This is a genomic window from uncultured Aquimarina sp. (genome assembly GCF_947495315.1).
In the GTDB taxonomy this organism is placed as follows: domain Bacteria; phylum Bacteroidota; class Bacteroidia; order Flavobacteriales; family Flavobacteriaceae; genus Aquimarina.
The window spans coordinates 416,452-440,297 of sequence record NZ_CANLYD010000001.1 but is presented as its reverse complement, the minus strand read 5'-3'; the positions used below and the strand labels follow the sequence as shown (position 1 = coordinate 440,297).

The following is a 23,846-nucleotide window of genomic DNA, read 5'->3' as shown; positions in this document are numbered from 1 at the left end:
AAATTATAACCAATAAATTATGAAACGATTATTTTATCTAAAAGCATTTTCACTGTGCTTAGGACTAATCTCCACTCTAAGCGCTCAAGATTTATTAAAACATGACTTCAATGATGGTACTTTGGGACCATTTGAAACTACAAACCTTAACAGAATGACCTTTAAGGATGGTGCTCTGGAATGTACCTGGAAACCTAGTGATTATACCGGTACCGGAACATCTTCTAAAAAAACAGAATTTAGAGCTAAGGATAATGCTTATGTATTTAAACAGGAATTCTGGACTGGCTTTTGGTTAAAAGTACATAGCAATACATTAGCTAACAATCCAAATACTGAAATGTCATTAATGCAAACTTGGGGTTTTAGGGAAGGAGCTGCAAATCATTATTTTATGCTTCAATATTTTGGTGATGGGTCGCTTAGATGGCAACACCGTTATAATATGGGGCAAAACTTTACTAGATATGTTATTTATCCTGACTTTCCAAAAGATCAATTTGTAAAAGTGGTTATTCACGTGAAATTAAAAAATGTTAGTGACGGTATCGTGCAAGTTTGGATAGATGATGAACTAATGCTCAATAAAACAGGTCAGACTATTGGTTTTGGAGATCAGAACGAAAATGGTCAGTATAATCAGTCCTATTCTACGCCAGGCTCATGGGGTATGTATAATTATGCTAATGAAGAGTACGTAAGTGGAGAGACAAGAACGGTTACTTACGATGATGTTACTCTTTGGAATGGTCCAGATGGATATGATATAGTAAATCCTTCAGACGTTACTCCTCCTGGATGCAGTTTACCTTGGAAAGATAATAACTTCACGGTTTCTAATGAGACAACAAACTACAGTTCTGGAGCTATCGATATTTCTTGTGCTTCAAAAGTAGACATCAGCTTGAATATCAAAGGGGAAGGAAACATGGAAGATTCGGATTATATCAATGTGTATTATAAAGTAGATGGAGGTGCTCAAAAAACCATTGCTAAAAATGTAAATGCTTTTGCTTTGAAAACGCTTTCAATTGCTAATATTAGTGGTAATAAATTAGAACTTATTATACAAGCCAAAACAAGTTACGCTGATGAAGTATATACGGTATCTAATATTAAAATCGCTGAAAGTGATGGAGGCACTACTGGGGGCGGTTCATTAGTTCATATTCAAAAACGCAATGCTTCTGATTTTGCTATAGACGGTAATCAAGGTGTTGCAGACGGACAAAATGTATACTTATGGTCTGCTAACCCAAATAATGTTAATCAACAATGGATTGAGATCGATCGTGGAAATGGTTATTATTCTTACCAAAAAGTAGGAACTAATCATTGTATTGATGGAAATCATGGTGGAGCGACGCGTCAGAATGTATATTTATGGACCTGTAATGAAAATAACCAAAACCAGCAATGGCAAAAAGTGAATGTTGGTGGTGGAGCGTTTAAGTTAATAAAACGAAATGCATCTGGATTTGCTCTAGACGGAGGTTCTGGTGGATCAGATAGTCAAAATATAGCACTTTGGGATTCGTCGAGTAATAGTCAAAACTTGCATTGGATTATTACTCCAATAGAAAGCAATAAAGATCCTAATGTTATAGATACTAACGAAGTCCTTATTTATCCAAATCCTGTAGCGGATCAGTTTACTATTAGTTTAGGCACTAATGAAACATCTACGTATACCATCAGTGATATGAATGGCAAGACCATACTAAAAGGTGTGATCAATGAAGGATCCGTTTCTTTGGATATCAATGGATTGGCGAAAGGGTTATACCTCTTAAAAGTATCCAATAGATCAAAAGTACTTACTAGTAAAATCATTAAACAGTAAAAATACTGACATACGTACATGATTTAGTGAACACCATAAAATGAATATAATGATGAAAAATAACAAATTAATATCCGTTTTTTTAAAAAACAACCCGTTTTCTCGAATGAAAATGGTTGTTTTATTAGCTTTTTTAATCCTTTGTTCTGATATAGGGAAGGCACAGCAAACCTCTGAGGTTCCGTGGATGGAAGGTTCCTGGGGTGTTCGCTTAATTATTCGAGGAGGAAAAGATTTAGATCGGTATGTAGCCAATGGTTATGACTACGTAGAAGCAGCTAAACAAATCGTTAGAGATTATCCTACTATTGGTCACGTGATTACAAACTTAACCAATAATGCGAATAGTAGTTTATATACAGTACGGCAAAATAATTATATAGATGTAGCGAATGAAATACATCCTGATTTTGTTCCAAGCCTAGAAAATGAACAAATCATTTTTGATGTTATCAAAGTATTTAAAGATGCCGGCATTAAAGTCATCCTATACATAAACCACTGGCCTAATATGGGCGAAGGATCAGCCGCTCAAATAGCTGGTTGGGACGCCTATAAAAACAGAAATAACCTTGGTAATTACCCAGCTTTCAATCTATTAATGAGAGGGTTTCTAGAGCGTTTTGATGGTTTGGTAGATGGATATTGGATTGATAAAATTGGTGGATCAGACGATTCTATTCCCAGAAAGGATATATTTATTAATGTAATTAAAGAAACGAATCCTGGAGCTGCTCTTGGTGTCAATTTTAATAAAAGTTATTTCCCTGGCATAAAGGTTGACTCAGATGGTGTAGATGAAAGAGATGAAGATGATTACAAAATAATAAAATATCAAGCTAATGACATATGGTCTCAATTTACAGCAGGCCATGTGACTTCTATAGGAGGACAAAAAGCCCCATCAAATTCTTGGGGCTATGAAGAGTATACTGTTACAGATATGGAAGAATCACCTTTATCAGTACACCCTGAAACAGGTAAAGTATTCGTAAAACATATGTTTGTTCCCATTCGTAGACGGTGGTCTTTAAACGACGAGCCACTAATGTACGACAAGGATCAAGCATATAGAATGGTAAAAAGAATTACTTCTGCCGGAGCTTCAATAACATTTTCTACAACAATTACTAACGGTGGATTAGCCATGCCTGATGAAGTAGAAGTATTAAAGCATGTAAATGATCAATTAGAAGCGAATGCAGATTACGTACCCTATACTAGACCTCAGCAAGCTTATTTAGTGGGAGAAACAAAACCTAATTACCATCAATTCATTGATTTTCGTGAGATACCGAATAAAAAAGTAGGTGATCCAGATTTTTCGCCTTTTGCACATGCCAGTTCCGGAGCTGCAGTTACCATTTCAAGTTCTAATACCAATGTAGCAACTATTGTAAACAATAAGATTCGCATTAAAGGAGTTGGCACGACAAATATAACAGCTTCACAAGGCGGAAATAATACCTTTGCAGCTGCCGCATCTAAAATGCGACAATTAACTATTACTACAGATGACGGAGGAACTGATCCAGATGAAACTAACCTTGCCTTACAGGGAGCTGCTACTCAATCATCCAATCATCCGAACGGTGGTGGTGAAGCTTTTCTGGCTATTGATGGCAACACCAATGGAAAATGGTCTGGCGGTTCGGTAACACGTACATCCTCAGAAATAGATCCTTGGTGGCAGGTTGATTTAGGGTCAAATCATACTATTGACGATATTAACGTTTTTGCCCGTGTAGATAATTGCTGCAATACTAGGTTATCTAATTTTGATGTTATTGTTATGGATAGTAATGGCGCTATAACCTATACCAAAACATACACTACTTATCCAGATCCATCTATAACAATGGATGCTGGTGGAGTTACTGGTCAAATTATTAAAATACAACAACATTCTGATCCTACAACTATTGTATTAAATTTAGCAGAAGTAGAAGTATATGGAAGTGAAGTATCAGCTTGTGCAACCATTGAAGCGGAAGATTACGATACGATGTCAGGAGTAATGATTGAATCATCTTCTGATACTGGTGGTGGACAACAAGTTGGGTTTATACAAAATGGAGATTGGCTCAGATTTAATAATATTGACCTTAGCTGTGCTAATGCTATTGATGCCCGAGTTTCAAGCAAAAATAATGGAGGAGATATTGAAGTTCGACTGAATGGAGTCTCTGGTACTTTAATCACTACTATTCCAGTAGATACCACAGGTTCATGGACTAATTATGAAACTGTAAGTGCTGCTCTGAACGCAGTAAGTGGAACTTACGATGTATATCTGGTATTTACAGGAGGCAACGGATATTTATTAAATCTAAATTGGATAGAATTCAATGGATCTACAAGTGGATCCACAAATACTATAATCATTGAAGAAAATGAAATGGGCTTTTGCAACGTAGATGGTTCCATTAAAAGTGTTTCTAAAGGGTATACTGGTATTGGTTACGCCAACACATCAAATGCAATTGGAAAAGCAATAGATTGGGAAATTGATGGTGCAGCTGGCTCGTATACTTTTGTATGGCGTTATTATGGTGGTTCGGCCAGAACCGCTGACTTAGTTGTTAACGGAACTACCATGGCTAACGATATGCTATTCAGCGATACACAAGGTAATTGGATAACGACGTCAACAACAGTTACCTTAGATGCCGGAGTGAAATCGATATCACTTAATGCTACTAGCATTGAGGGGCTTGCTAAAATTGATTATGTAGAAGTAACTGGACCGGGTCTTATCGTTTCTGGATGCACTAATCTAATAAGAACGAGTCCTGAACTAGAAGCTTCAGATGCCGAAGGCGTACTGTATGCATTTCCGAACCCTGTAACAGATATACTTACTATTAACAATAATGGTTCAAAGACTGCTAATCTTAAAATAATCAATAGCCTGGGACAACAAGTGCTTTCGCAAAATATGGAAGAGGCAAATGTCACTGTAGATCTAAGTAATCTTACTTCTGGTATATACATCATTAAAGTAACTGATGTGAAACAAGTGCGAACTAAGAAAATATTTAAAAAGTAATATAAAAAAACAAGACAGCTGCTAATACTGTAACTATTTCACAGATAAAGTTGTTACTAATTTTTATACATATAAACGAAATAATATATCTAAAATTAAAAAGTGGAGCTATTCTAAATCTCCACTTTTTTTTATAATACAATACTAAAAACACATCAAAATAGTACTGATACCTTATAAATACTAAATATAAGTTTTATCTAGATATTCCTTGAGTGATACTTCTGAAGGAATGTTTATTTTCTTTTTGAGCCTACTTCTGCTTGATTTTACCATTTCTGGAGCCACCCCGAGTACCACCCCAGTCTCTTTAACCAATAGGTTAAGTTTGGTAAGTAAGTAGTATCTAATCTCTGTATCAGAAAGTTATAGGTGCTTATTCCTAAGATATACAATTAATCTAGGGTGTTGAGATTCGATTTTATCGGCTATTAGTGCGATGTCTGATGAGGATTGGATAAGGTTTTTAACTGTTTTGTTAACTTGCACCAGTTTAGGATTATCATCCTTTATTTCTTCTAACTCTATCTTTATAGTATTAAGATAATATAGAGAATTATCTTTTTTAGCTTTTAAAAAATAGTACAACCCAAGTTTATGCGAAACATCATAAGCAGCAGAAAAATTCTTAAGATCCTTAGAACGTTTTAAAAGTTGTAATAACACCGTTGATTCTTTTTTCTAAAATTTACTGTATCAATAGCTTGATGTAATTGTTCCTTATCTAGAGAAGGAATATCTAATTGTTAACTATACAGTATAACACTACAAAATAAAGTAAAAAATTAAAACATGTTAACCGTTTATTATATTGACACTCGATTAAACCATATACAATTTTTTAACATATGTAATTTGTTTTTTATAACAGATACCTACGTGATTATGGTTTCTAACCAAGTTAAAATTTCGACAGGCTCAGACTGACAATTGTATTATTCCTTAATAATATATTCTATCTTAAGGATAAAAACCAGAGAGTTGTTTAATTTTTATTAGTTGCTATAATTCTCAAAACAAGTTTCGTTATACCTAAAAACAGAAATCTCTATAAAACTGTTATACTACACAAACAATATCTTATTTCCTTATCCAAAACACCTCTTAATACACTAAACAACTGTTAATTAAAGCTTGCTTTTTAACATATTATGCAAAATGCTAAGAATTTATCAACACGAAAACGTTGTAGTAACTTTTCTAAACACTAAAATTGAATATTTCGTAATAACTTAGTAAAAAAATAACACAAGAAACACTTTTACAAACTAAAACTTATGAATTATGAAATCAACACCTCCTCCACCGAAAATTTCAAAATTGTTTGAGCTACTTTAATTAGATAAAATTATTCTCCAAAATATCAGTCAGAACAATAACGAATAATTTTTTAAAACTAAACCTCTGAAAAAAATTACTTACTAATAGTCGTCATAATTAATTCTATTGTTATCGAATAATACTCAAACCAGTATCTTTCTTTATACTACAATACAAAAGACAGTGTCAATTCTTACTTAGGTAGAAAATACTGCTTATTTATCTTTTACAGCTCTATTAAGTTATTTACTTCAGATTTCTATTTTTTCTCGAAACGAAAATTTGAGAGAAAACACAAACTCACTTATTACAAACTATCGTTCTTAACCGAACGAAAAAAATCTTAAAAATGAAAAGAAAAAACGTATTACGAATTCTTGTAAGCCTTTTATTTTGTTTGCCTTTTGTAGGATTGCAAGCTCAAGATGAGGATGTAATGTTTCAGGCATTTGACTGGAATGTTCAAAATCAACCTGCAGGACAAACTTGGTATAACGTAGTATCTAATGCCAGAAACACAATAAGCGATGCTGGAATTGATGTTATATGGATGCCGCCACCAAGTAATTCTGCTGCTCCTCAAGGATATCTACCTAGAGAAATAAATAATTTAAATAGCGCATATGGTACTCAAAACCAGCTGATAAACTTAATAAATCAATATCACGGTTTGGGGCTAAAAGTGCTTAGCGACATTGTAATCAATCACAGAGTTGGTACAAATGATGCAGTCACTTTTACGAACCCTGCTTGGCCTACATTTTACATTACTGCGGATGATGAAGGTCGAAATTTTGTGAATGGTCCTGTAGAGTTTAGTATTAATGGAGATTTTGTTCCAGGTTTTGATCTTAAATCAGATGGATCTAGTGGTGGATTTGCTGCAGCTAGAGATTTAGATCACCAAAACCCTGCAGTTAGAGCAGAAATCATTAATTGGATGTTATTCTTAAAAAATGATATTGGCTTTGACGGATGGAGATATGATTTTGTACACGGATACGATCCTATCTACAATAAAGAGTACAATGACGCTACGAATCCATACTTTGCCGTTGGAGAACTATTAGAAAGTAGTAGAGTACAAACCAACAATTTCGTAAACAGAACGCAACAATCCTCTTCTGCATTTGATTTTAACACTAAAGTAAGTTTGCAAAATGCAATTAGAGATAACAACCTATCATATTTAAGAGATGGTCAAGGAAGACCTTCTGGAATGATTGGTATTAACCCATCTAAGTCCGTTACTTTCTTAGATAATCACGATACCGGATTTGCACAACAATGTTGTGGATCTAATTATGTTTTTCCTGGTGGAGAAACTAATCTTAGAAAAGGATATGCATACATTCTAACACATCCAGGAAATCCAATGGTATTCTGGACGCATTTCTTTGATGGAGGAGCTGGAGTACAAAATGCTATTAAAGATCTTATTTCTGCAAGAAAAAGCGTAAGAGTACATTCTGGATCAACCATCAGTATCGCTGAAGCGCGTGGAGATCTGTATGCAGCGTACATCGATGGTAAGTCAGGAACACTTGCTATGAAATTAGGATCAGGTAACTGGTCTCCAAACGGTAGCGGATGGACATTACAAACCTCTGGTACTGATTATGCGGTATGGACACAAGGTGGGAGCACTGGTGGAGAAACAGTACCTCCATATACGGTTAATTTCTTCAAGCCATCTGGATGGGGATCCAATATCAATGCATACGTATACGATGATGGAGCCAACGCAACACTTCCTGGTACTAGTGGATGGCCTGGAAACAATATGACTAATATTTCAGGAACTGATTGGTACTCCTTCACTATAACACCTCCAGCTGGTGTATCTGCAAATAATCTTAGAGTAATCTTTAACGATGGTAATAATCAAACCGCTGACCTATCCAGAAGTACAAACGGCTGGTACAGAGGAAATACCTGGAGTGATAATTGCCCAAGCGATTGTAGTGAATCGGGAACGTCCAATGATGTTACATTAAACTTCCAAAAGCCAAGTGGATGGAGTAATAATACCAATATGTATTTGTATAATAAATCCACAAATCAAACCCTTTCTGGTACTGCAGGTTGGCCTGGAGCGAGCATGAATAATCTAAGCGGTACATCCTGGTGCAGAAAAACTTTTACACTACCAAGCGGAGTTACTGCCAATAATGTTGGTGTAGTTTTCAATAATGGAAATGGGCAACAAACCGTCGATCTTACCAGAGGAACTGATGGATGGTTCAGAGTTACCGGTAGTAGTAACGGAAAAAGAACCGGAACTTGGTCTAACAATTGTACAAATGATTGCCCTTCTAACAGAGCTATGGAATTAGCAGATAATGCAGATAAAGAAAATTTTCCGGTAACGGAAAGTAGTATTTCTTTTTGGCCAAATCCTACTAGAGATAGAGGTACTCTTAGCGTAAATACATCAAAAAATGGACTTTTAGAAGTATCTATCTCCAATATATTAGGACAGACTAAAACTGTATATAGTAAAAACACTCAAGCAGGAAACCAAACCATAGAAATCAATAGCTCTGATATGAGAGATCAAGGTATGTACTTTTGCACAGTGAAACTAAATGGCACGAAACTGACGAGATTAAAAGTTATAAAAAAATAATTTTTTTGTCCCTATTATAGTGTATATATCTTAAATTGATATGTTAGCCAAAAGCGATCGTTATACTAAACGATCGCTTTTTCTTTTAGAGACTTTTTATTAATACTATGTTATTTTTCAACTTTACAAAATCTTAACTTCACCATATCCACCTATAAATAGTAAATGTTTTTAATATCTTACCATTCTTTTTTAAAAGTAAACTTAATATCGAAACATGATCATTGTGAAAAAAATAGCCATAATACTAGTCTTAGCTTTAACTATATGCTGTAAAAAGGAAGGAAATAAGAATTCCGAAAAGGCAGTTGTTGATGTAAAAGAACAACTAACTGATACACAACAAGAAAAAAAAGATCATCAAATCCGAGAAGTAAAAAAAGCTGAAATAGCTCCGAATGTAGATGGAGATATGAGCGATCCAATCTGGAATCAAACCAAATGGTATCCAATGGATCAAAACTGGATAGGAGAATTTCCTACTATTCAAGATTTTTTAGGTAGGTATAAAATAGCCTGGACTCCGGAGGCATTATATATTTTAGTAGAGATCAAGGATGATAAGCTATATGATCAAAATAAAGATCCTCTGAAATTATGGTGGGATGACGATTGTGTAGAAATATTTATCGATGCAGACAATTCTGGAGGCGGACATCAATATAATAATAATGCATTTGCCTATCATGTAGCATTAGACGGTAATGTGGTCGATATGGATGCAAAAAAACAACCTATTCTCTATAATAATCATGTCTCTACAAAACGTATAACCAATGGTGATGTCTCTGTCTGGGAGTTTGAATTAATTGTGTATGATGATACATATGAAGAAGGAAAAACAAATGATGCCGTAGTACTTTCTAAAGATCAAAAAATAGGTTTCGCTATTGCCTATAATGATAACGATGGTAGTAAAGAACGAGAAAATTTCATGGGCTCAGTCTTTGTTCCAGGAGAAGATAAAAATCAAGGTTGGATCAATGCAGATATTTTTGGAACTATTGTACTTGTAGAATAAGTATTGAAAATATTTTGCTTTAAGCAGATTACCTTTTAAAAGATTTCAAAACATATAATCATTTAAAGTGGTTGTAGTATGTTAAAAAGGTCCTATTTTAGTCTCAACTATGTTACTAAGACCTAATTAAAACTTGCACTTATCAAAACAATTATTTTTAAGAAAACACTTTCGCTTCTATTAATTACTTTAACTATAAATACATGAAATAATTTCCGAGCTATCCCTTAGGTAATTGTTTCCATCAGTTGTTCTTCTTTGGTAACACCTCCCGAAAAATTAACTGCTGTTTCTATTAGTGCCAAATGAGAATACGCTTGTGGAAAATTCCCTAACAATCTTTTAGACTTAAAATCAATATCTTCACTAAACAATCCTAAATGATTACTGTAAGATAATAACTGGTCAAATAGAGTTTTAGCCTTTTTTGTCTCACCTATTTTATAAAGGCTATTAATAAACCAAAAACTACAAATAGTAAAAGAAGAAGATGGTAATCCAAAATCATCTTTGTTTTTATAACGATATAACAATCCATCATTGCATAACTCTTTTTCTGTAGCTTTTACAGTACTTATAAACCTAGGATCCAAAGGTTCAATAAACCCATAAGATTCCATTAATAAAGTAGAAGCATCAAGATCTGAAGATCCATAAGACTGCGTGTATGCTTGTACTTCTTCGTTCCAGGCATTTTTATAAATATCATTATATATGCTATCCCTAAGTTCTATCCATCTTGGGTTATTACTAGTCTTACCGATTAGTTTTCCAATTTTTATCGCTCTATCCACAGCTACCCAACACAATAATTTAGAAAACGTAAAATGTCTTTCTTCAGTTCTGAACTCCCAAATACCTTTATCTGGTTTTTCCCAATTAACATTAACAATATGAACAATACTTTTGCTTATAGTCCATAAACTCTCACTGTTATCAAGATCACAGTCAAATTTCATAAACTGTTGATATATTACATTCATCAAAATTCCATAAATATCATTCTGCTTTTGATGAAAAGCTGCATTTCCAATTCTTACAGGACTGGAGTCTTTGTAACCGCTTAAATGATCAAGTGTCTTTTCGGTAAGATCTTTTTCTCCATTGATTCCATACATAATTTGTATTTTTTCATCTTTATCCGGAATAATATCGATAATAAACTGAAGAAAACGTTGTGCTAATCTTTTATGACCCAAGTCAGAGATCACTTTAATTACCATGGATGCATCTCTAATCCAGCAAAATCTGTAATCCCAATTACGAACCTCACCTATAGTTTCTGGCAATGACGTAGTGGCAGCGGCTAATACCGCTCCAGATTTTTCATAACTTAACAATTTAAGTACCAAAGCACTTCTTAAAATTTGATCATTATAAACTTTATAAGAAGTAGTATTCTCACTCCAGTTTAGCCAGTAGACTCTAGTTCGTTGTAATTTTAAATAACAACGTTCCAAAGATTGCGCTAACAATTTTTCGTGATAACTAATTATAAAATACGCATGAGTTGTTAATTGGATTTCTTTTCCATTAAGAATCGCTTCAGAATTGAGGTCTGAGTACAGATATAGCGTATCATACTTATCTTTATCTGTTATACTTTTAATATAATTATCTGTTGTTTTAAAATAAGTTTCTTCCTTTGCATATTCTAATTTAGGGTTATATTTTACTTTAAAAGCCGGTGTTCCAGAAATATGTTTTATATAACGAATAATATCTGGCGGTGCATAAAAGGAGCCATCCGCTTCTTTGTACCGAGGCATAAAATCAATACTCTCAAAAACATCGTTTCCGTTTCTAAATTCGGTCACAAGAATATTTGTTTTAGCAATATATTTTTGAGAAACAGTATATCCTGAGGAAACCAAAATTTCAAAAGACCCCCCTTTTTTATCATCAAGAATTTTTGCAAAAACAGAAGAAGAATCAAAATTTGGCAAACAACACCAATCAATTGATCCACTTTTTGAAATCAACGCTGCACTTTTACAATTCCCAATAATTCCGTAGTCTAAATTATTCATATAATTCTTAGTTCTTTTAAATAAACGTACCTTTATTCGCCAAACCGAAATTTAATAAATCAAAATTAGTCAACCAACTTTCGCCACGCTTTATGAGTAAAACTATCATAATCTCAAATCGACTACCCTTACAATTAGAAATTGATAATAATTCAATCAATGCAATACCCAGTGTTGGAGGATTAGCAACAGGAATGAAGTCAGTTCATTCCGGAAGTGATAGTATTTGGATCGGATGGAGCGGCCTTACGGAGGAACAATTAGATCCTAAAAAAGAAAATCTGGTTAAAGAAGCTCTAAAAAAACATCAATGTGTTGGAGTACCATTAACAGAATCAGAGATAGATGGGTTTTATTATGGTTTTAGCAATAATACCTTATGGCCATTATTCCATTATTTTATGGAATACACAGAGTTTGACAAAGACAATTGGGAAACCTATCAATCCGTAAATCAAAAGTTTGCAGATGTTGTCATCGAAAATCTAGGAGAGAATGATACTATTTGGGTACATGACTATCAATTATTGTTATTACCAGAGATGATTCGTAAAAAGAAACCCAATGTTACCATAGGTTTCTTTTTACATATACCATTCCCATCATATGAAGTTTTCAGAACTATTCCTTGTAGAGAAGAATTATTAAAGGGACTACTAGGTGCTGATTTAATTGGTTTCCACACATATGATTACGAACGTCATTTCCTAAGTTCGGCACAAAGAATTCTGGGACTAGAAATCAACTTCAACAATGTTCATTTGGACAATAGAATTGTTAAAGTAGATTCTTTCCCAATGGGAATTGATTATGAAAAATTTCATAATGCTGCTAAAATACATGACGGGAAAGAGAAAAAAGATCAGACAGAAATACAACAAAAAATAGACGAACATCTTGCTAATGGAGATCGGGCAAAACTAATCTTGTCTATTGATCGACTGGACTATACTAAAGGAATTGCGAATAGATTAAGAGCTTTTGAATATTTTCTGGACAAGTATCCTCAGTTTAAAGGGAAAGCAAGATTGGTAATGCTAGCGGTGCCATCCAGATCAAACGTACCACAATATCAACTCCTAAAAAATGAAATAGATCAATTAGTAGGTAGGATCAATGGTAAATTTTCTGAAGTAAGCTGGACGCCTATTTGGTATTTTTACCGTTCTATGCCTTTCGAAAACCTAATTGATTTATACACCTCTAGTGAAGTGGCTTTACTAACTCCTATTCGCGATGGAATGAATCTGGTAGCAAAAGAATATATTGCTTCTAGAGTTGATCAAAAAGGAGTCCTTATTTTAAGTGAAATGACCGGAGCTTCAAAAGAAATGAGTGAAGCATTAATTATCAATCCTAATAACTTTGAAGAAATAGCAGATACTCTAAAATTTGCTTTAGAAATGCCGGAAGAAGAGCAAATAAAAAGAAACAAAGCACTACAAAAAAGGCTAAAGAGATACAACGTAGAAAAATGGGCAAATGATTTTATGGAGTCTCTTGAAACTACAAAGACAAGCGCTAAAAAATATTCACTTAAGAAATTGACTTCATCAATTAAGAAGGAGATGCTTCAGGATTTTAAGAACTCTAAAAATAGAATTCTTTACATAGATTATGACGGAACATTAGCCGCTTTCGAAAAAATTCCGGAAGATGCAAAGCCAACTCCAGAAATATTTGATATTTTAGATAGGTTACAACAAGATAAAAAGACGAAAGTTATACTAATAACAGGAAGAGATAAATTCACTTTCAATAAGTGGTTTGGACATAAAGATTATACCTTAATAACAGAACACGGAGCTTGGTTAAAAGAAAGTACTAAAGACTGGGAACTTTTAGAACGGGTTAGCAATGATTGGTTCGAATCAATTGCACCGGTATTAGAATCATTTACGGATAGAACACCTGGCTCTCTTATAGAAGAAAAAAATTATTCATTGGCTTGGCATTTTAGAAATGTAGATCCGGATTTAGGGAAATTAAGATCTATGGAATTAAAAACTACCATACAACATCTAATAGCAAATCATAATCTGGAAATTCTAGAAGGTGATAAAGTATTAGAAATAAAAGTAAGTGGAATTGATAAAGGTAAATCAGCTTGTAAAATGCTACTCGAAAAGGATTATGATTTTATTTTTGCTATTGGAGACGATTGGACAGATGAATATATGTTTAAAGAATTACCTTCGTCTTCATATACTGTAAAAGTGGGATTAAAGAAAACAATAGCTAAATACTACGTAGAAGATACAAATCAAGTACATGAATTATTAAAAGAATTTAATTAACACTAGTAAACGGACATCTCTGAAACCAAAATTCTATATACTTCCAGTAATTATAATCGCGCAATTTTTCTGTACTTCTTTATGGTTTGCAGGGAATGCAGTCATTGATGATTTTGCTACTCAGTTTAATGCAGGTTTTAATATTCTTGGATATCTCTTATCCACAGTTCAGTTTGGTTTTATTGTAGGCACATTAACCTTTGCTTTGTTAACTTTGGTTGATAGATTTCCTCCCTCTAAAGTATTTATGATATCTGCCGTTCTGGGAGCACTTTGTAATATTGCCTTGTTAATACCAAATATCACCGTACTAAATGTATTAACGGCACGTTTTGGCACCGGTTTTTTTCTTGCCGGAATTTATCCCGTTGGCATGAAAATAGCTTCAGACTATTATAAAGACGGATTAGGAAAAGCACTGGGATATTTAGTAGGTGCTTTGGTTTTGGGTACCGCATTACCCCATTTATTAAAAGAGATTTCCTGGAATAGTGACTACAAAGTAGTTATCCAATCAACCAGCCTACTTTCATTTGTTGGTGGTTTATTAATTTTCTTATTTGTCCCTAATGGTCCTTACAGAAAACCTGTAACAAAACTACAATTAGGGGTTATCACCGAGCTTTTTAGTATCGTCAGTTTTAGAAAAGCAGCTTTAGGTTATTTTGGACATATGTGGGAATTATATGCCTTCTGGGGCTTTATTCCTGTGCTGTTAAAAACATATGTAGAACAAAATCGAATTGGACTTCCAATATCTTTTTGGTCATTTATCGTTATAGCAATTGGTTTTTTTTCTTGCATCTTGGGGGGGTATATTTCTTTAAAAACAGGAAGTAGAAAAGTAGCACGATATTCGCTTATTTTATCGGGACTCTTTTGCCTTTCCTCTCCTCTACTTTTCCAACTACCAACAGAGATATTTTTAACATTGCTTTGTATTTGGGGTATGGTCGTTATATCAGATTCTCCTCAGTTTTCTACTTTGGTTGCTGCTGCGGCTCCTGCAGAGTTAAGAGGAACAGGGCTTACTATAGTGAATTGTATAGGTTTTGCCATTACTATTATAAGCATTCAATTACTTTCATATTTAGTCACTAAAGTAAATCCTACTTATTTATTTTTGTTTTTAGCAATTGGTCCTATAATAGGGTTATATAGTTCCAGAAAATAGAGAACATAATTTATTACTCTACAGTTATGTATGTCTTAATTGAAATAGGAAATCCATTATCTTTAAACCCTTCTAAACATATTTCAAAATCTCCAGTAACATCTGATGTGTAAAATTCGATACTACTCTTCCCTTTTGTCATTTCCACATTTGGTTGCCATAACAATTGGTTCCTAAAATCAGGGATTCTCTTGTATGACCCATCATCATTATATTTTTGTCTAAAATATTTTTTACTTGCCTGTAAAGACGATAGCGTAATTGTAGCACTATTATTAATTGAATTTAAATAATCTCCTGCTATTGTTTCTATAATCACTACGCCTTCAAAAATTTGAGTACCTAAATAATATCGATCTCTAATAAAGCTAATGCTTTTAATCTTCCTGGCATCATAGTTTATGATACTTTCCTGATCTTGAACCAAAATACCATCAACAACTAATAATGGTAAAAAACTTTGTTTTTTCACCGTGGGGTAGTATCCTCTTACTGCAAAAACTTCATTTCCATTTTCATCTTTTTTAGTCCATACGCTTTCTACAACTTCAACGATTGTTTCTTTAACAGTTCCAAACCTGGTATATTCATCAAGGTTATAAGTTTCTATTTCTGTTCCATGAAAAGGAAAAGCATTTGTAAGTGCTTGTAATGTATCAGGTTTTACACTATAAAAAACATTATCGATTTGATTACGAATACTTCTCTTTACTATTTTATCTTTTAAAGAAGGTGAAATTTTAAATTGATAAAATTCCAAATTTGGGGTTTCTACTTCTGGTATTTCAAAAATTTGAATCGTATAATTTTCTTTATCTTTTCCTAAAACCTGAATCAATACTTCATCATTATCATTTCTATTGTTTAAATTAAATACAAAATTACCTGTATCGTCTGTTAAAACAACTTTCACATCACTCGTCTTACCCGGAATAGATAAACCTACAGATTGTTTTGAAACTGAAAAAGAAGCTTCTTTAGCAACAATTTTTCCATAGATCAGTTCTCCTCTCATTTCCGGCAAAAAAACAGAAGCTCCAACCGATTTGGTTGAACTTTTAACACCATCATTATATAGGGTAGAGAAATCTTTAGCTCTTACTCGTAATGCTTTAGCAAAAGCATCCATTTTTCTTACCGAAAGAGAATAATTACCTCCTACTGTATTCAATTCCGGAGTTTCTATACTAAGTTTCACCAAACTTCTTTTTGCATAAGATTTACTGTCTGCAAACAATTTTAACCCAGTTTTAGTATTCTCTTCAACCGCCTTAAGCTCACTTCCTCTTAAAACTTGTGTATTGGTATTCCCTAAAGAATCTTTATGAAGATCAGCAAAAAGAATCTTACTTTGATTTCCTTGATATGGATTTACAATACTGACATCCGCTTGAAAAAAACGAGAAGTCTCATTTAACATCCATTGTGTATAACCCACTAATTTATAGTTTCCAGATGGGATGGATACGGGAACAAAAAAATCACCTTGTCCCAAGCCGTTTTCTAGTTCTATTTTGTGCTTAAAAATAGCCTTTTGATCTTCGTCCAAAAGCACTAAATAAGCAATCTTACTTATAGTGCTCAAAACATTACTTTCTGCATCAAAACAATATACACGGTAGTAAAAATATTCTCCCGAAAACAATAATGATGTATTATAATGTATAAAAACCTTCTCTTGAGGGACAAGATTATAGCCATAAGCATCTTTATTGGTTTTTAACACTGACTGTCGTTGTCCGTGAACACTATACGTTAAAAAAAACAGGACACATATAATTGATAATATTCTCACTAGTATAATTTTAATTAAAATTTTTAATTCTTCTAATAATGTATTTTTGTTACTTAATCCACCCAAAAATCTGGAGCTGTACTGACACCTAACGCAGTGCAATCTCCACAAGCCCTAGGTATAAAAAAACGAAAAGAACCTGCAGGTTCTATAGGTTCATCGGGTGCCAGTGGCGAACCAGGTAAATATCTGAACATATTGCTATCTATAAAAGCACTAAGACGTTCGTGAAAGGTTATAAGTAGATCACGATCTTGTTTTGGTTCTATTAAGTCACATTCTAAGGCAAACCTTGGTAAATCTGTTAGAAAATCGCTTCGATTCACAAAAATACGTTGCTCTGAAACGGAAGAAACATCAAAATACCCTAACACCTTATCATCTTGGTTACTTTCTGAAATAATATTACCTGTAATAAATCCAGGCTGTATTTGTGAAAACAAACTTTCTGACTCCGAAAAATTACTTAATATTTCATAAAACCCATTTGCTTCTCTAGATTGCACATATTGTCTAACTAATATACTATATCTATTATCTATTCGTATATCGTCTGAAGGTATAAAGTTGACTTCTAGGGCTGTTATACGATCTTCTTCCAAAACTGTAGTATTTGTAATCTTAATATTGTTAGATATATTGCTTGCATAACATATTTTTTGACTTACAGGTCTATCTATTAATCCAAACTCAAACCTATTTTCCAGTTCTGCAGTCACTACAATATCAAAAGGGTACCATAACGGCGTAACTATTCTATACGTTTCTTCAAACTCGTAGCGATAATATTGTGAATTTCCTGTTGGATCAAATGTGTCTACAAATATCCCTAACCCTTCTACTCCACTATTATTAGCGATTCTTTGAGGGTAGACTCTTTCAATTGACGTCTCTTGTGTCAAAGTTACCTTATCTGAAACGTAAGATTTTCCGTCCGATGTTTGGACTGACAATTCATATTCTTTACCTGAACTAGCTGCAAATTGCTGCACAGAACGATATGTTCCAGGAGAGCTTTCTTCAAAAGTATATTCTACACTAGCATCCTCTATTACTTTTACTATAGCACCCTCTTCAGAAATAGGACCATCATCTTCGAATCTAAATGTTCTGGATAGTAGAATTTCTTGGTTTTTCAACTCGTTAGTAATAGTAGTGTTTATTACCAAAATATTTTCAAAATTTTCAGTTTCTATTTCAAAAGGATCGATACAGCTATTCAAAGTACTGCATACGAATATCAATACCAATATTCGGCCCCACTTTATAAACTTAAATACTCTTACCATTTTAAAACTTCTAAAACATTATTTATTTTTTATAGTACTGTAAAATCATTTCCTTCCTATTATAATACATCAAACCTAATCTACCCAAAAATCCGGAGCCGTACTAACACCTAAAGCAGTGCAATCTCCACAGGCTCTAGGTATAAAATAACGTAAAACACCTGGAAATACTATAGGTTCACCGGGTGTAGGTGGTGCATCGGGTAAATACCTAACTTCATTACTATCTATAAATGCACCAATACGTTGATGAAAAGTAATAACTTCATCGAGACCTTTTTTTATTTCTACTAACTCACATTCTAAGGCAAATCTTGGTAAATCAGTAAGAAAATCATCGCGATCCACAAAAATACGTTGCTCAGAAACAGAAGAAACATCAAAATAACCTAATACTTTATCATCTTGGTTACTCTCTGAAGTAATATTACCTGCAATAAATCCAGGTTGTATTTGTGAAAACAAACTCTCTGATTCCGAAAAATTACTTAGTATTTCATAAAACCCATTAGCTTCTCTAGATTGCACATATTGCCTAACTAATATACTATACCTATTATCTATTCGTATATCTTGTGCAGGTATAAAGTTAACTTCTAGTGCGGTTATACGATCTTCTTCAAAAATCGTAGTATTAATAATTTTTATATTGTTAGATACATTGTTTGCATAACATACTTTTTGATTTTCTGATCTATTTACTAAACCAAATTCGAAACTTTCTGCCCCTTCTGCTGTTACTTCAATATCAAAGGGGTACCACAACGGGGTAATTATTCTATACGTTTCTTCAAACTCGTAGCGATAATATTGTGAATTTCCTGTTGGATCAAATGTGTCAACAAATATCCCTAACCCTTCTACCCCAGTATCATTAGTGATTCTTTGGGCGTAGATTCTTTCAATTGACGTTTCTTGTGGTAAAGTTACCTTATCGGAAACATAAGATTTTCCGTCCGATGTTTGGACTGACAATTGATATTCTTTACCTGAGCTCGCTGCAAATTCTTGTACAGAACGATATGTTCCAGGAGAGTTTTCTTCAAAAATATATTCTATACTAGCGTCTTCTATTACTTTTACTGTAGCACCTTGTTCAGAAAGAGGACCATCATCTTCGAATCTAAATGTTCTGGATAGTAGAATTTCTTGGTTTTTCACCTCATTAGTAATAGTAGCACTTATTACCAGAATATTTTCAAAATTTTCTGTTTCTATTTCAAAAGGATCGATACAGCTATTCAGAGTACTGCATACTGATATTAATACCAATACTCGAATCAACTTTATAAACTTAAGTACTCTTACCATTTTAAAACTTCTAAAACATTATTTATCCTTTATGATACCGCACGTAAAATCCTCTCCTTCCAATTATAGCATATCAAACTATTAATCTATCCAAAAACCTGGAACTTCACTAACTCCCAATGTTGTACAATCTCCACAAGCTCTTCGCACAAAAGTAAAAGGAATCGTTGATCCATCGGGAGGAAGTGGTATATCAGAATAATATCTAACCGTATTACTATCTATAAAATCACTAATAAGCATATGGTACTCAAGTAAGGTACTAAATCCTTGCTCAGGCCTAAATATCTGACACTCTATTTCGAACGATGGTAAATCTGCTAAAAAATCATCACGATCGACAAAAATTCGTTGCTCAGAAACAGAAGAAACATCAAAATAGCCTAATACTTTTTCATCAGCATTATCTTCGGAAACTATATTACCTTCAAGAAAACCAGGTTGTATTTGAGAAAACAAGCTCTCTGATTGCGAAAAACTACTTAGTATTTCATAAAACCCATTAGCTTCTCTGGATTGTACATATTGTCTAACCAATATACTGTACCTATTTTCTATACGTATGTCTTCTGCAGGTATAAAGTTAACCTCTAGTCCTGTTATACGATCTTCTTCAAAAATGGTAGTATTTGTTACTTTAATATTATTAGACTTATTATTCGCGTAACATATCCTTTGACCTTCTGATCTTTCTACCAAATCAAACTCAAAAAAGAACGTTCCTTCTCTAGTTACAACAAGATCAAAAGGATACCATTTAGGACTAACTAATCTATATGTCTCATCAAATTCATAGCGATAATACTGAGAATTACCTGTTGGGTCAAATGTATCGACAAATATCCCTAACCCCTCTACTCCACTATCATTTGTGATTCTTTGGGGATATACTCTATTAATTGATGTTTCTTGTGGTAAAGTTACTTTATCAGAAATGTAAGATCTTCCATCCGAAGTTTGGATTGATAATTCATACTCTTTACCTGAGCTCGCCGCAAATTCCTGTACAGAACGATATGTACCTGGAGAGGCTTCCTCAAAAATATATTCTACACTAGTGTCTTCTATTACTTTTACTGCAGCTCCTTGTTCTGAAAGAGGACCATCATCTTCAAATTTAAATGTTCTTGATAACAGAATTTCTTGGTTTTTTACCTCATTAGTAATAGTAGCATTTATTACCAGAATATCCTCAAAATTTTCAGTTTCAATTTCAAAAGGATCTATACAACTAGACATCAAGGTGCATATCCATAGCAGAATTAAAATTCTACAACTGATCATACTTTTACTATGCCTTACGAAAAGTCTCACGTATTTAAAATTTAAAATTATAAGTAATAGAAGGTACAGGCACAGAAAAAATAGAACTCTGCAACGCTTTGACCTCTCCGTCTTCTGTAACAAAAAATACAGAGAACGGATTGTTTCGGCCTAATACATTATAAATTGATATGGTCCAAAAACTATGTCCTACTTTATTTTTCTTATGATTTCCTTCAATATTAAACCCGATGTCTAATCGATAAAAATCCGGAATTCTAAATTTATTTCGATCACTAAAAACGGTGAAATCCGATCCATTAAAAGTAAAACTACCAACAGGAAAAGTAACGGGACGACCTGTTTGATATACAAAATTAGTTGCTAAACTAAAGCGTTTAGTAAACTTGTAATTCGCTACTAGACTAAAATCATGTGGCTTATCAAAATTAGAAGGAAAAAAATCTCCGCCATTCACTCGTTCTTCTCTAAACTCGCTATCTAATTGAATTAAAGAACGAGAATATGTATACCCTAACCAACCATAAAGTCTTCCTTTTTGTTTCTTAAGTAAGAATTCGACTCCGTATGATCTTCCATTTCCTTGTAATACTTGGGTTTCTATATTCTCATTAAGTAATATTTCTGCACCGGTTTTAAAATCAACGATATTTTTAGATTCCTTGTAAAATCCTTCTAAACTCAGTTCATATGCTCCACCATCAAAATTTTTATATGCTCCTAAAGCATATTGTTGCGAGCTCTGCGGTTCTATATTAAGGTCGGAAAGTTTCCATGTATCGATTGGCGAAACCGTAGTGTTATTAGATAATGTATGAATAAATTGAAAAGTCTTATTATAAGACGCCTTTACCGAAAAATCCTCTCCTATTAAATACCTTCCTGATATTCTAAACTCTGGACCACCATATGTTTCTATTACCTCATTGTTATCAAACGATAAGGTTTCTTGTATTGTCTGTTCGCTTCTTGGCACTCCATCCTGATATACATTTTGTGTTCCCTCTCCTAAAAAATTATAGACAGAATATCTGATACCTGCATCTAAGGTTAGATTTTTAGTAAGATCTATTTCTGTTGCTAAAAAAGCCGCCGATTCTAGCGCTCGTTCTTTTTCGATCTCAAATGGTGTCACAATTGATTCACCTCCTTCGGGATCAATACTCCCCGGGTTTACACCATATAATTTACTAGAAACACCATAATCAAATTTAAGCTTACTACTATACAAGTATTTAAAATGAAGTTTTAACTCGGTCTCATCTATACGGTATCCTAAATCAAAATCATCATTTGATTGGCCATCAAACTCTATATTGAATTTATACTGGCTATTAGATAAGGCTAATTTTCCTGTGTTTTTTTCATTAAAACGATAGTTCCATCTTAAAGAAAATGCCCTGTTATTATATACATATAAAGAATCCGAAGTAATACTAAAGTCATCTCTACTTAAATATGCCGTTGCTTCTACTTTTGATCTTTCTGTAATCTGATGATTATACTTTGCTACAACATCATAAAATGAGGCTTCGCTATCCTTAAGAGATTCTTCATCTAGAGAACGTAAAACCCAATTGGCATATGCTCCTCTTCCTCCTATCATTATTCCTGCTTTATCTTTGACAATTGGCGTTTCTATAAGTACGTTTCCTGTAACTGGTCCGATAGAAGCCTCTCCTTTAAACTCGGTAACACTAGCATCTTTGGTCGTTAAGTCAAAAACAGATGATAACCTACCTCCAAATTGTGCTGGAATATTATTTTTATATATGCTAACATCTCCTAGAGCAAAAGGGTTTAGGGCAGAAAAAATTCCAAAAAAGTGTTGAGGATTGTATATAACAGCATCATCCAGAAGTATCAAGTTCTGATCAGATTTTCCTCCTCTAACGTTATAACCAGATGCTCCTTCTCCCGCAGTAGTAATCCCTGGTAAGGTAGTTGCCACCTTAAGTACATCCCGCTCTCCCAGTGCCAAAGGAATATTTTTAGACTCTTTTACGTCAATTTTAGTTTTTGTAACTACCTCACTTACATTATCATTAACCTCTGCATTTAATATAACTTCATCCAAAAACTCTATTTTTTCATTGAGTTCTACATCATATCTACCATCATTATATATGATCACTCGCTTTTTAAAACGCTCCATTCCTATAGCGCTAATCTCTACGATATTTGATCCAACAGTTAATTCTGTCTCAAAATATCCTTTAGCATCAGTATCAGCTCCTACATCATTACCATTCACTACAATAATTGCATTAGGTAACGGCTTTCCGGTTTGGATATTTGTGAGATAACCATAAAATTTAAACTTCTCTCTTGAATTACCTCTAAGTGCTCTACCGATAGTAATTGTTTCCATTGTACTCTTTTTAGATGTACTCTTGGTTGATGTAAAAACAGGAGAGATTATTTTGGTTGTTTCTTTTTCTATTTCAACGGAATCTTTCTCATATTCACCAAAAAATCGATCAGGTAAGTTATCATATATGATACTGTTTTTAGCAAGAATCACCTTGTCATCATCCATTATATAAAAGTTAACAATGGTATTTTCGAAAAGTTCCTCTAAAACTTTAGTCATAGGTACTTTGTCATAATTACCAGACATACTCTTGTAATCGGTTAACCAAGAATCAATAAAATAGAAATTATAATTGGTCTTCTCTTCTATCTGATTTAAAACAGAAATTAAATCAGAATTTTCAAAAGAAATGGTTAATAAGGGATCATTTTGTTGAGTCCAGCCATTGAAAACTAGCAACGAAAAAAATAAAACAAAACATTTTCTCATA

13 protein-coding genes are annotated in these 23,846 nt (G+C 33.4%); 6 read left to right on the top strand and 7 right to left on the bottom strand.

Translation table 11 applies throughout. The features are described 5' to 3' along the window. The first annotated feature begins 19 nt into the window (after window positions 1–19). Both Q0910_RS01930 and Q0910_RS01925 read left to right on the top strand, forming a co-directional pair. Window positions 20–1,843 (top strand): RICIN domain-containing protein, encoded by a 1,824-nt coding sequence (locus Q0910_RS01930; protein ID WP_299211862.1) that lies wholly within the window; start codon window positions 20–22, stop codon window positions 1,841–1,843. Window positions 1,844–1,895: 52 nt separating this feature from the next. After that, entirely contained in the window at window positions 1,896–4,892 is a 2,997-nt protein-coding gene (locus tag Q0910_RS01925; RefSeq protein ID WP_299211859.1) for a carbohydrate-binding protein, read from the top strand. Window positions 4,893–5,258: 366 nt separating this feature from the next. On the opposite strand, the gene Q0910_RS01920 is transcribed toward Q0910_RS01925, so the two are convergent. Then, window positions 5,259–5,558, bottom strand: coding sequence for a hypothetical protein (locus Q0910_RS01920; protein ID WP_299211856.1), 300 nt, complete (start codon window positions 5,556–5,558; stop codon window positions 5,259–5,261). Between the two features lie 1,003 nt (window positions 5,559–6,561). On the opposite strand from Q0910_RS01920, the gene Q0910_RS01915 reads away from it, so the two are divergent. Both Q0910_RS01915 and Q0910_RS01910 read left to right on the top strand, forming a co-directional pair. Then, window positions 6,562–8,841: a starch-binding protein gene (locus tag Q0910_RS01915; protein ID WP_299211853.1), complete on the top strand. Its 2,280-nt coding sequence runs from the start codon at window positions 6,562–6,564 to the stop codon at window positions 8,839–8,841. 226 nt (window positions 8,842–9,067) lie between these two features. Beyond that, the gene (locus Q0910_RS01910; RefSeq protein ID WP_299211850.1) at window positions 9,068–9,862 is read left to right on the top strand and encodes a sugar-binding protein; all 795 of its coding nucleotides are present in this window, start codon (window positions 9,068–9,070) and stop codon (window positions 9,860–9,862) included. 227 nt (window positions 9,863–10,089) lie between these two features. Here Q0910_RS01910 and Q0910_RS01905 read toward each other — a convergent pair whose 3' ends face one another. Continuing rightward, on the bottom strand, window positions 10,090–11,892 hold the full coding sequence (locus tag Q0910_RS01905; protein WP_299211847.1) for a glycoside hydrolase family 15 protein: 1,803 nt from the start codon (window positions 11,890–11,892) through the stop codon (window positions 10,090–10,092). 92 nt (window positions 11,893–11,984) lie between these two features. Between Q0910_RS01905 and Q0910_RS01900 the strand changes: the two genes are divergently transcribed. Together Q0910_RS01900 and Q0910_RS01895 are read left to right on the top strand one after the other, a co-directional pair. Continuing rightward, window positions 11,985–14,189: a bifunctional alpha,alpha-trehalose-phosphate synthase (UDP-forming)/trehalose-phosphatase gene (locus Q0910_RS01900; protein WP_299211844.1), complete on the top strand. Its 2,205-nt coding sequence runs from the start codon at window positions 11,985–11,987 to the stop codon at window positions 14,187–14,189. Continuing rightward, window positions 14,185–15,363, top strand: coding sequence for an MFS transporter (locus Q0910_RS01895; protein ID WP_366142624.1), 1,179 nt, complete (start codon window positions 14,185–14,187; stop codon window positions 15,361–15,363). Before Q0910_RS01900 ends, Q0910_RS01895 begins: the two co-directional genes overlap by 5 nt. Before the next feature lie 13 nt (window positions 15,364–15,376). Here Q0910_RS01895 and Q0910_RS01890 read toward each other — a convergent pair whose 3' ends face one another. The 5 genes from Q0910_RS01890 to Q0910_RS01870 all read right to left on the bottom strand — a co-directional run bounded on the left by Q0910_RS01890 (window position 15,377) and on the right by Q0910_RS01870 (window position 23,845). Then, complete coding sequence (locus Q0910_RS01890) at window positions 15,377–17,158, bottom strand: hypothetical protein (protein WP_299211841.1); 1,782 nt, start codon at window positions 17,156–17,158, stop codon at window positions 15,377–15,379. A 53-nt stretch (window positions 17,159–17,211) separates the two neighbouring features. After that, a complete protein-coding gene (locus Q0910_RS01885; protein ID WP_299211839.1) occupies window positions 17,212–18,447 on the bottom strand; it encodes a DUF4249 domain-containing protein in 1,236 nt (411 codons plus the stop codon). Between the two features lie 75 nt (window positions 18,448–18,522). Continuing rightward, on the bottom strand, window positions 18,523–19,758 hold the full coding sequence (locus tag Q0910_RS01880; RefSeq protein WP_299211836.1) for a DUF4249 domain-containing protein: 1,236 nt from the start codon (window positions 19,756–19,758) through the stop codon (window positions 18,523–18,525). An 81-nt stretch (window positions 19,759–19,839) separates the two neighbouring features. After that, on the bottom strand, window positions 19,840–21,072 hold the full coding sequence (locus Q0910_RS01875; protein WP_299211833.1) for a DUF4249 domain-containing protein: 1,233 nt from the start codon (window positions 21,070–21,072) through the stop codon (window positions 19,840–19,842). A 4-nt stretch (window positions 21,073–21,076) separates the two neighbouring features. Next, a complete protein-coding gene (locus Q0910_RS01870; RefSeq protein ID WP_299211829.1) occupies window positions 21,077–23,845 on the bottom strand; it encodes a carboxypeptidase-like regulatory domain-containing protein in 2,769 nt (922 codons plus the stop codon). Between the last annotated feature and the right edge of the window lies 1 nt (window position 23,846).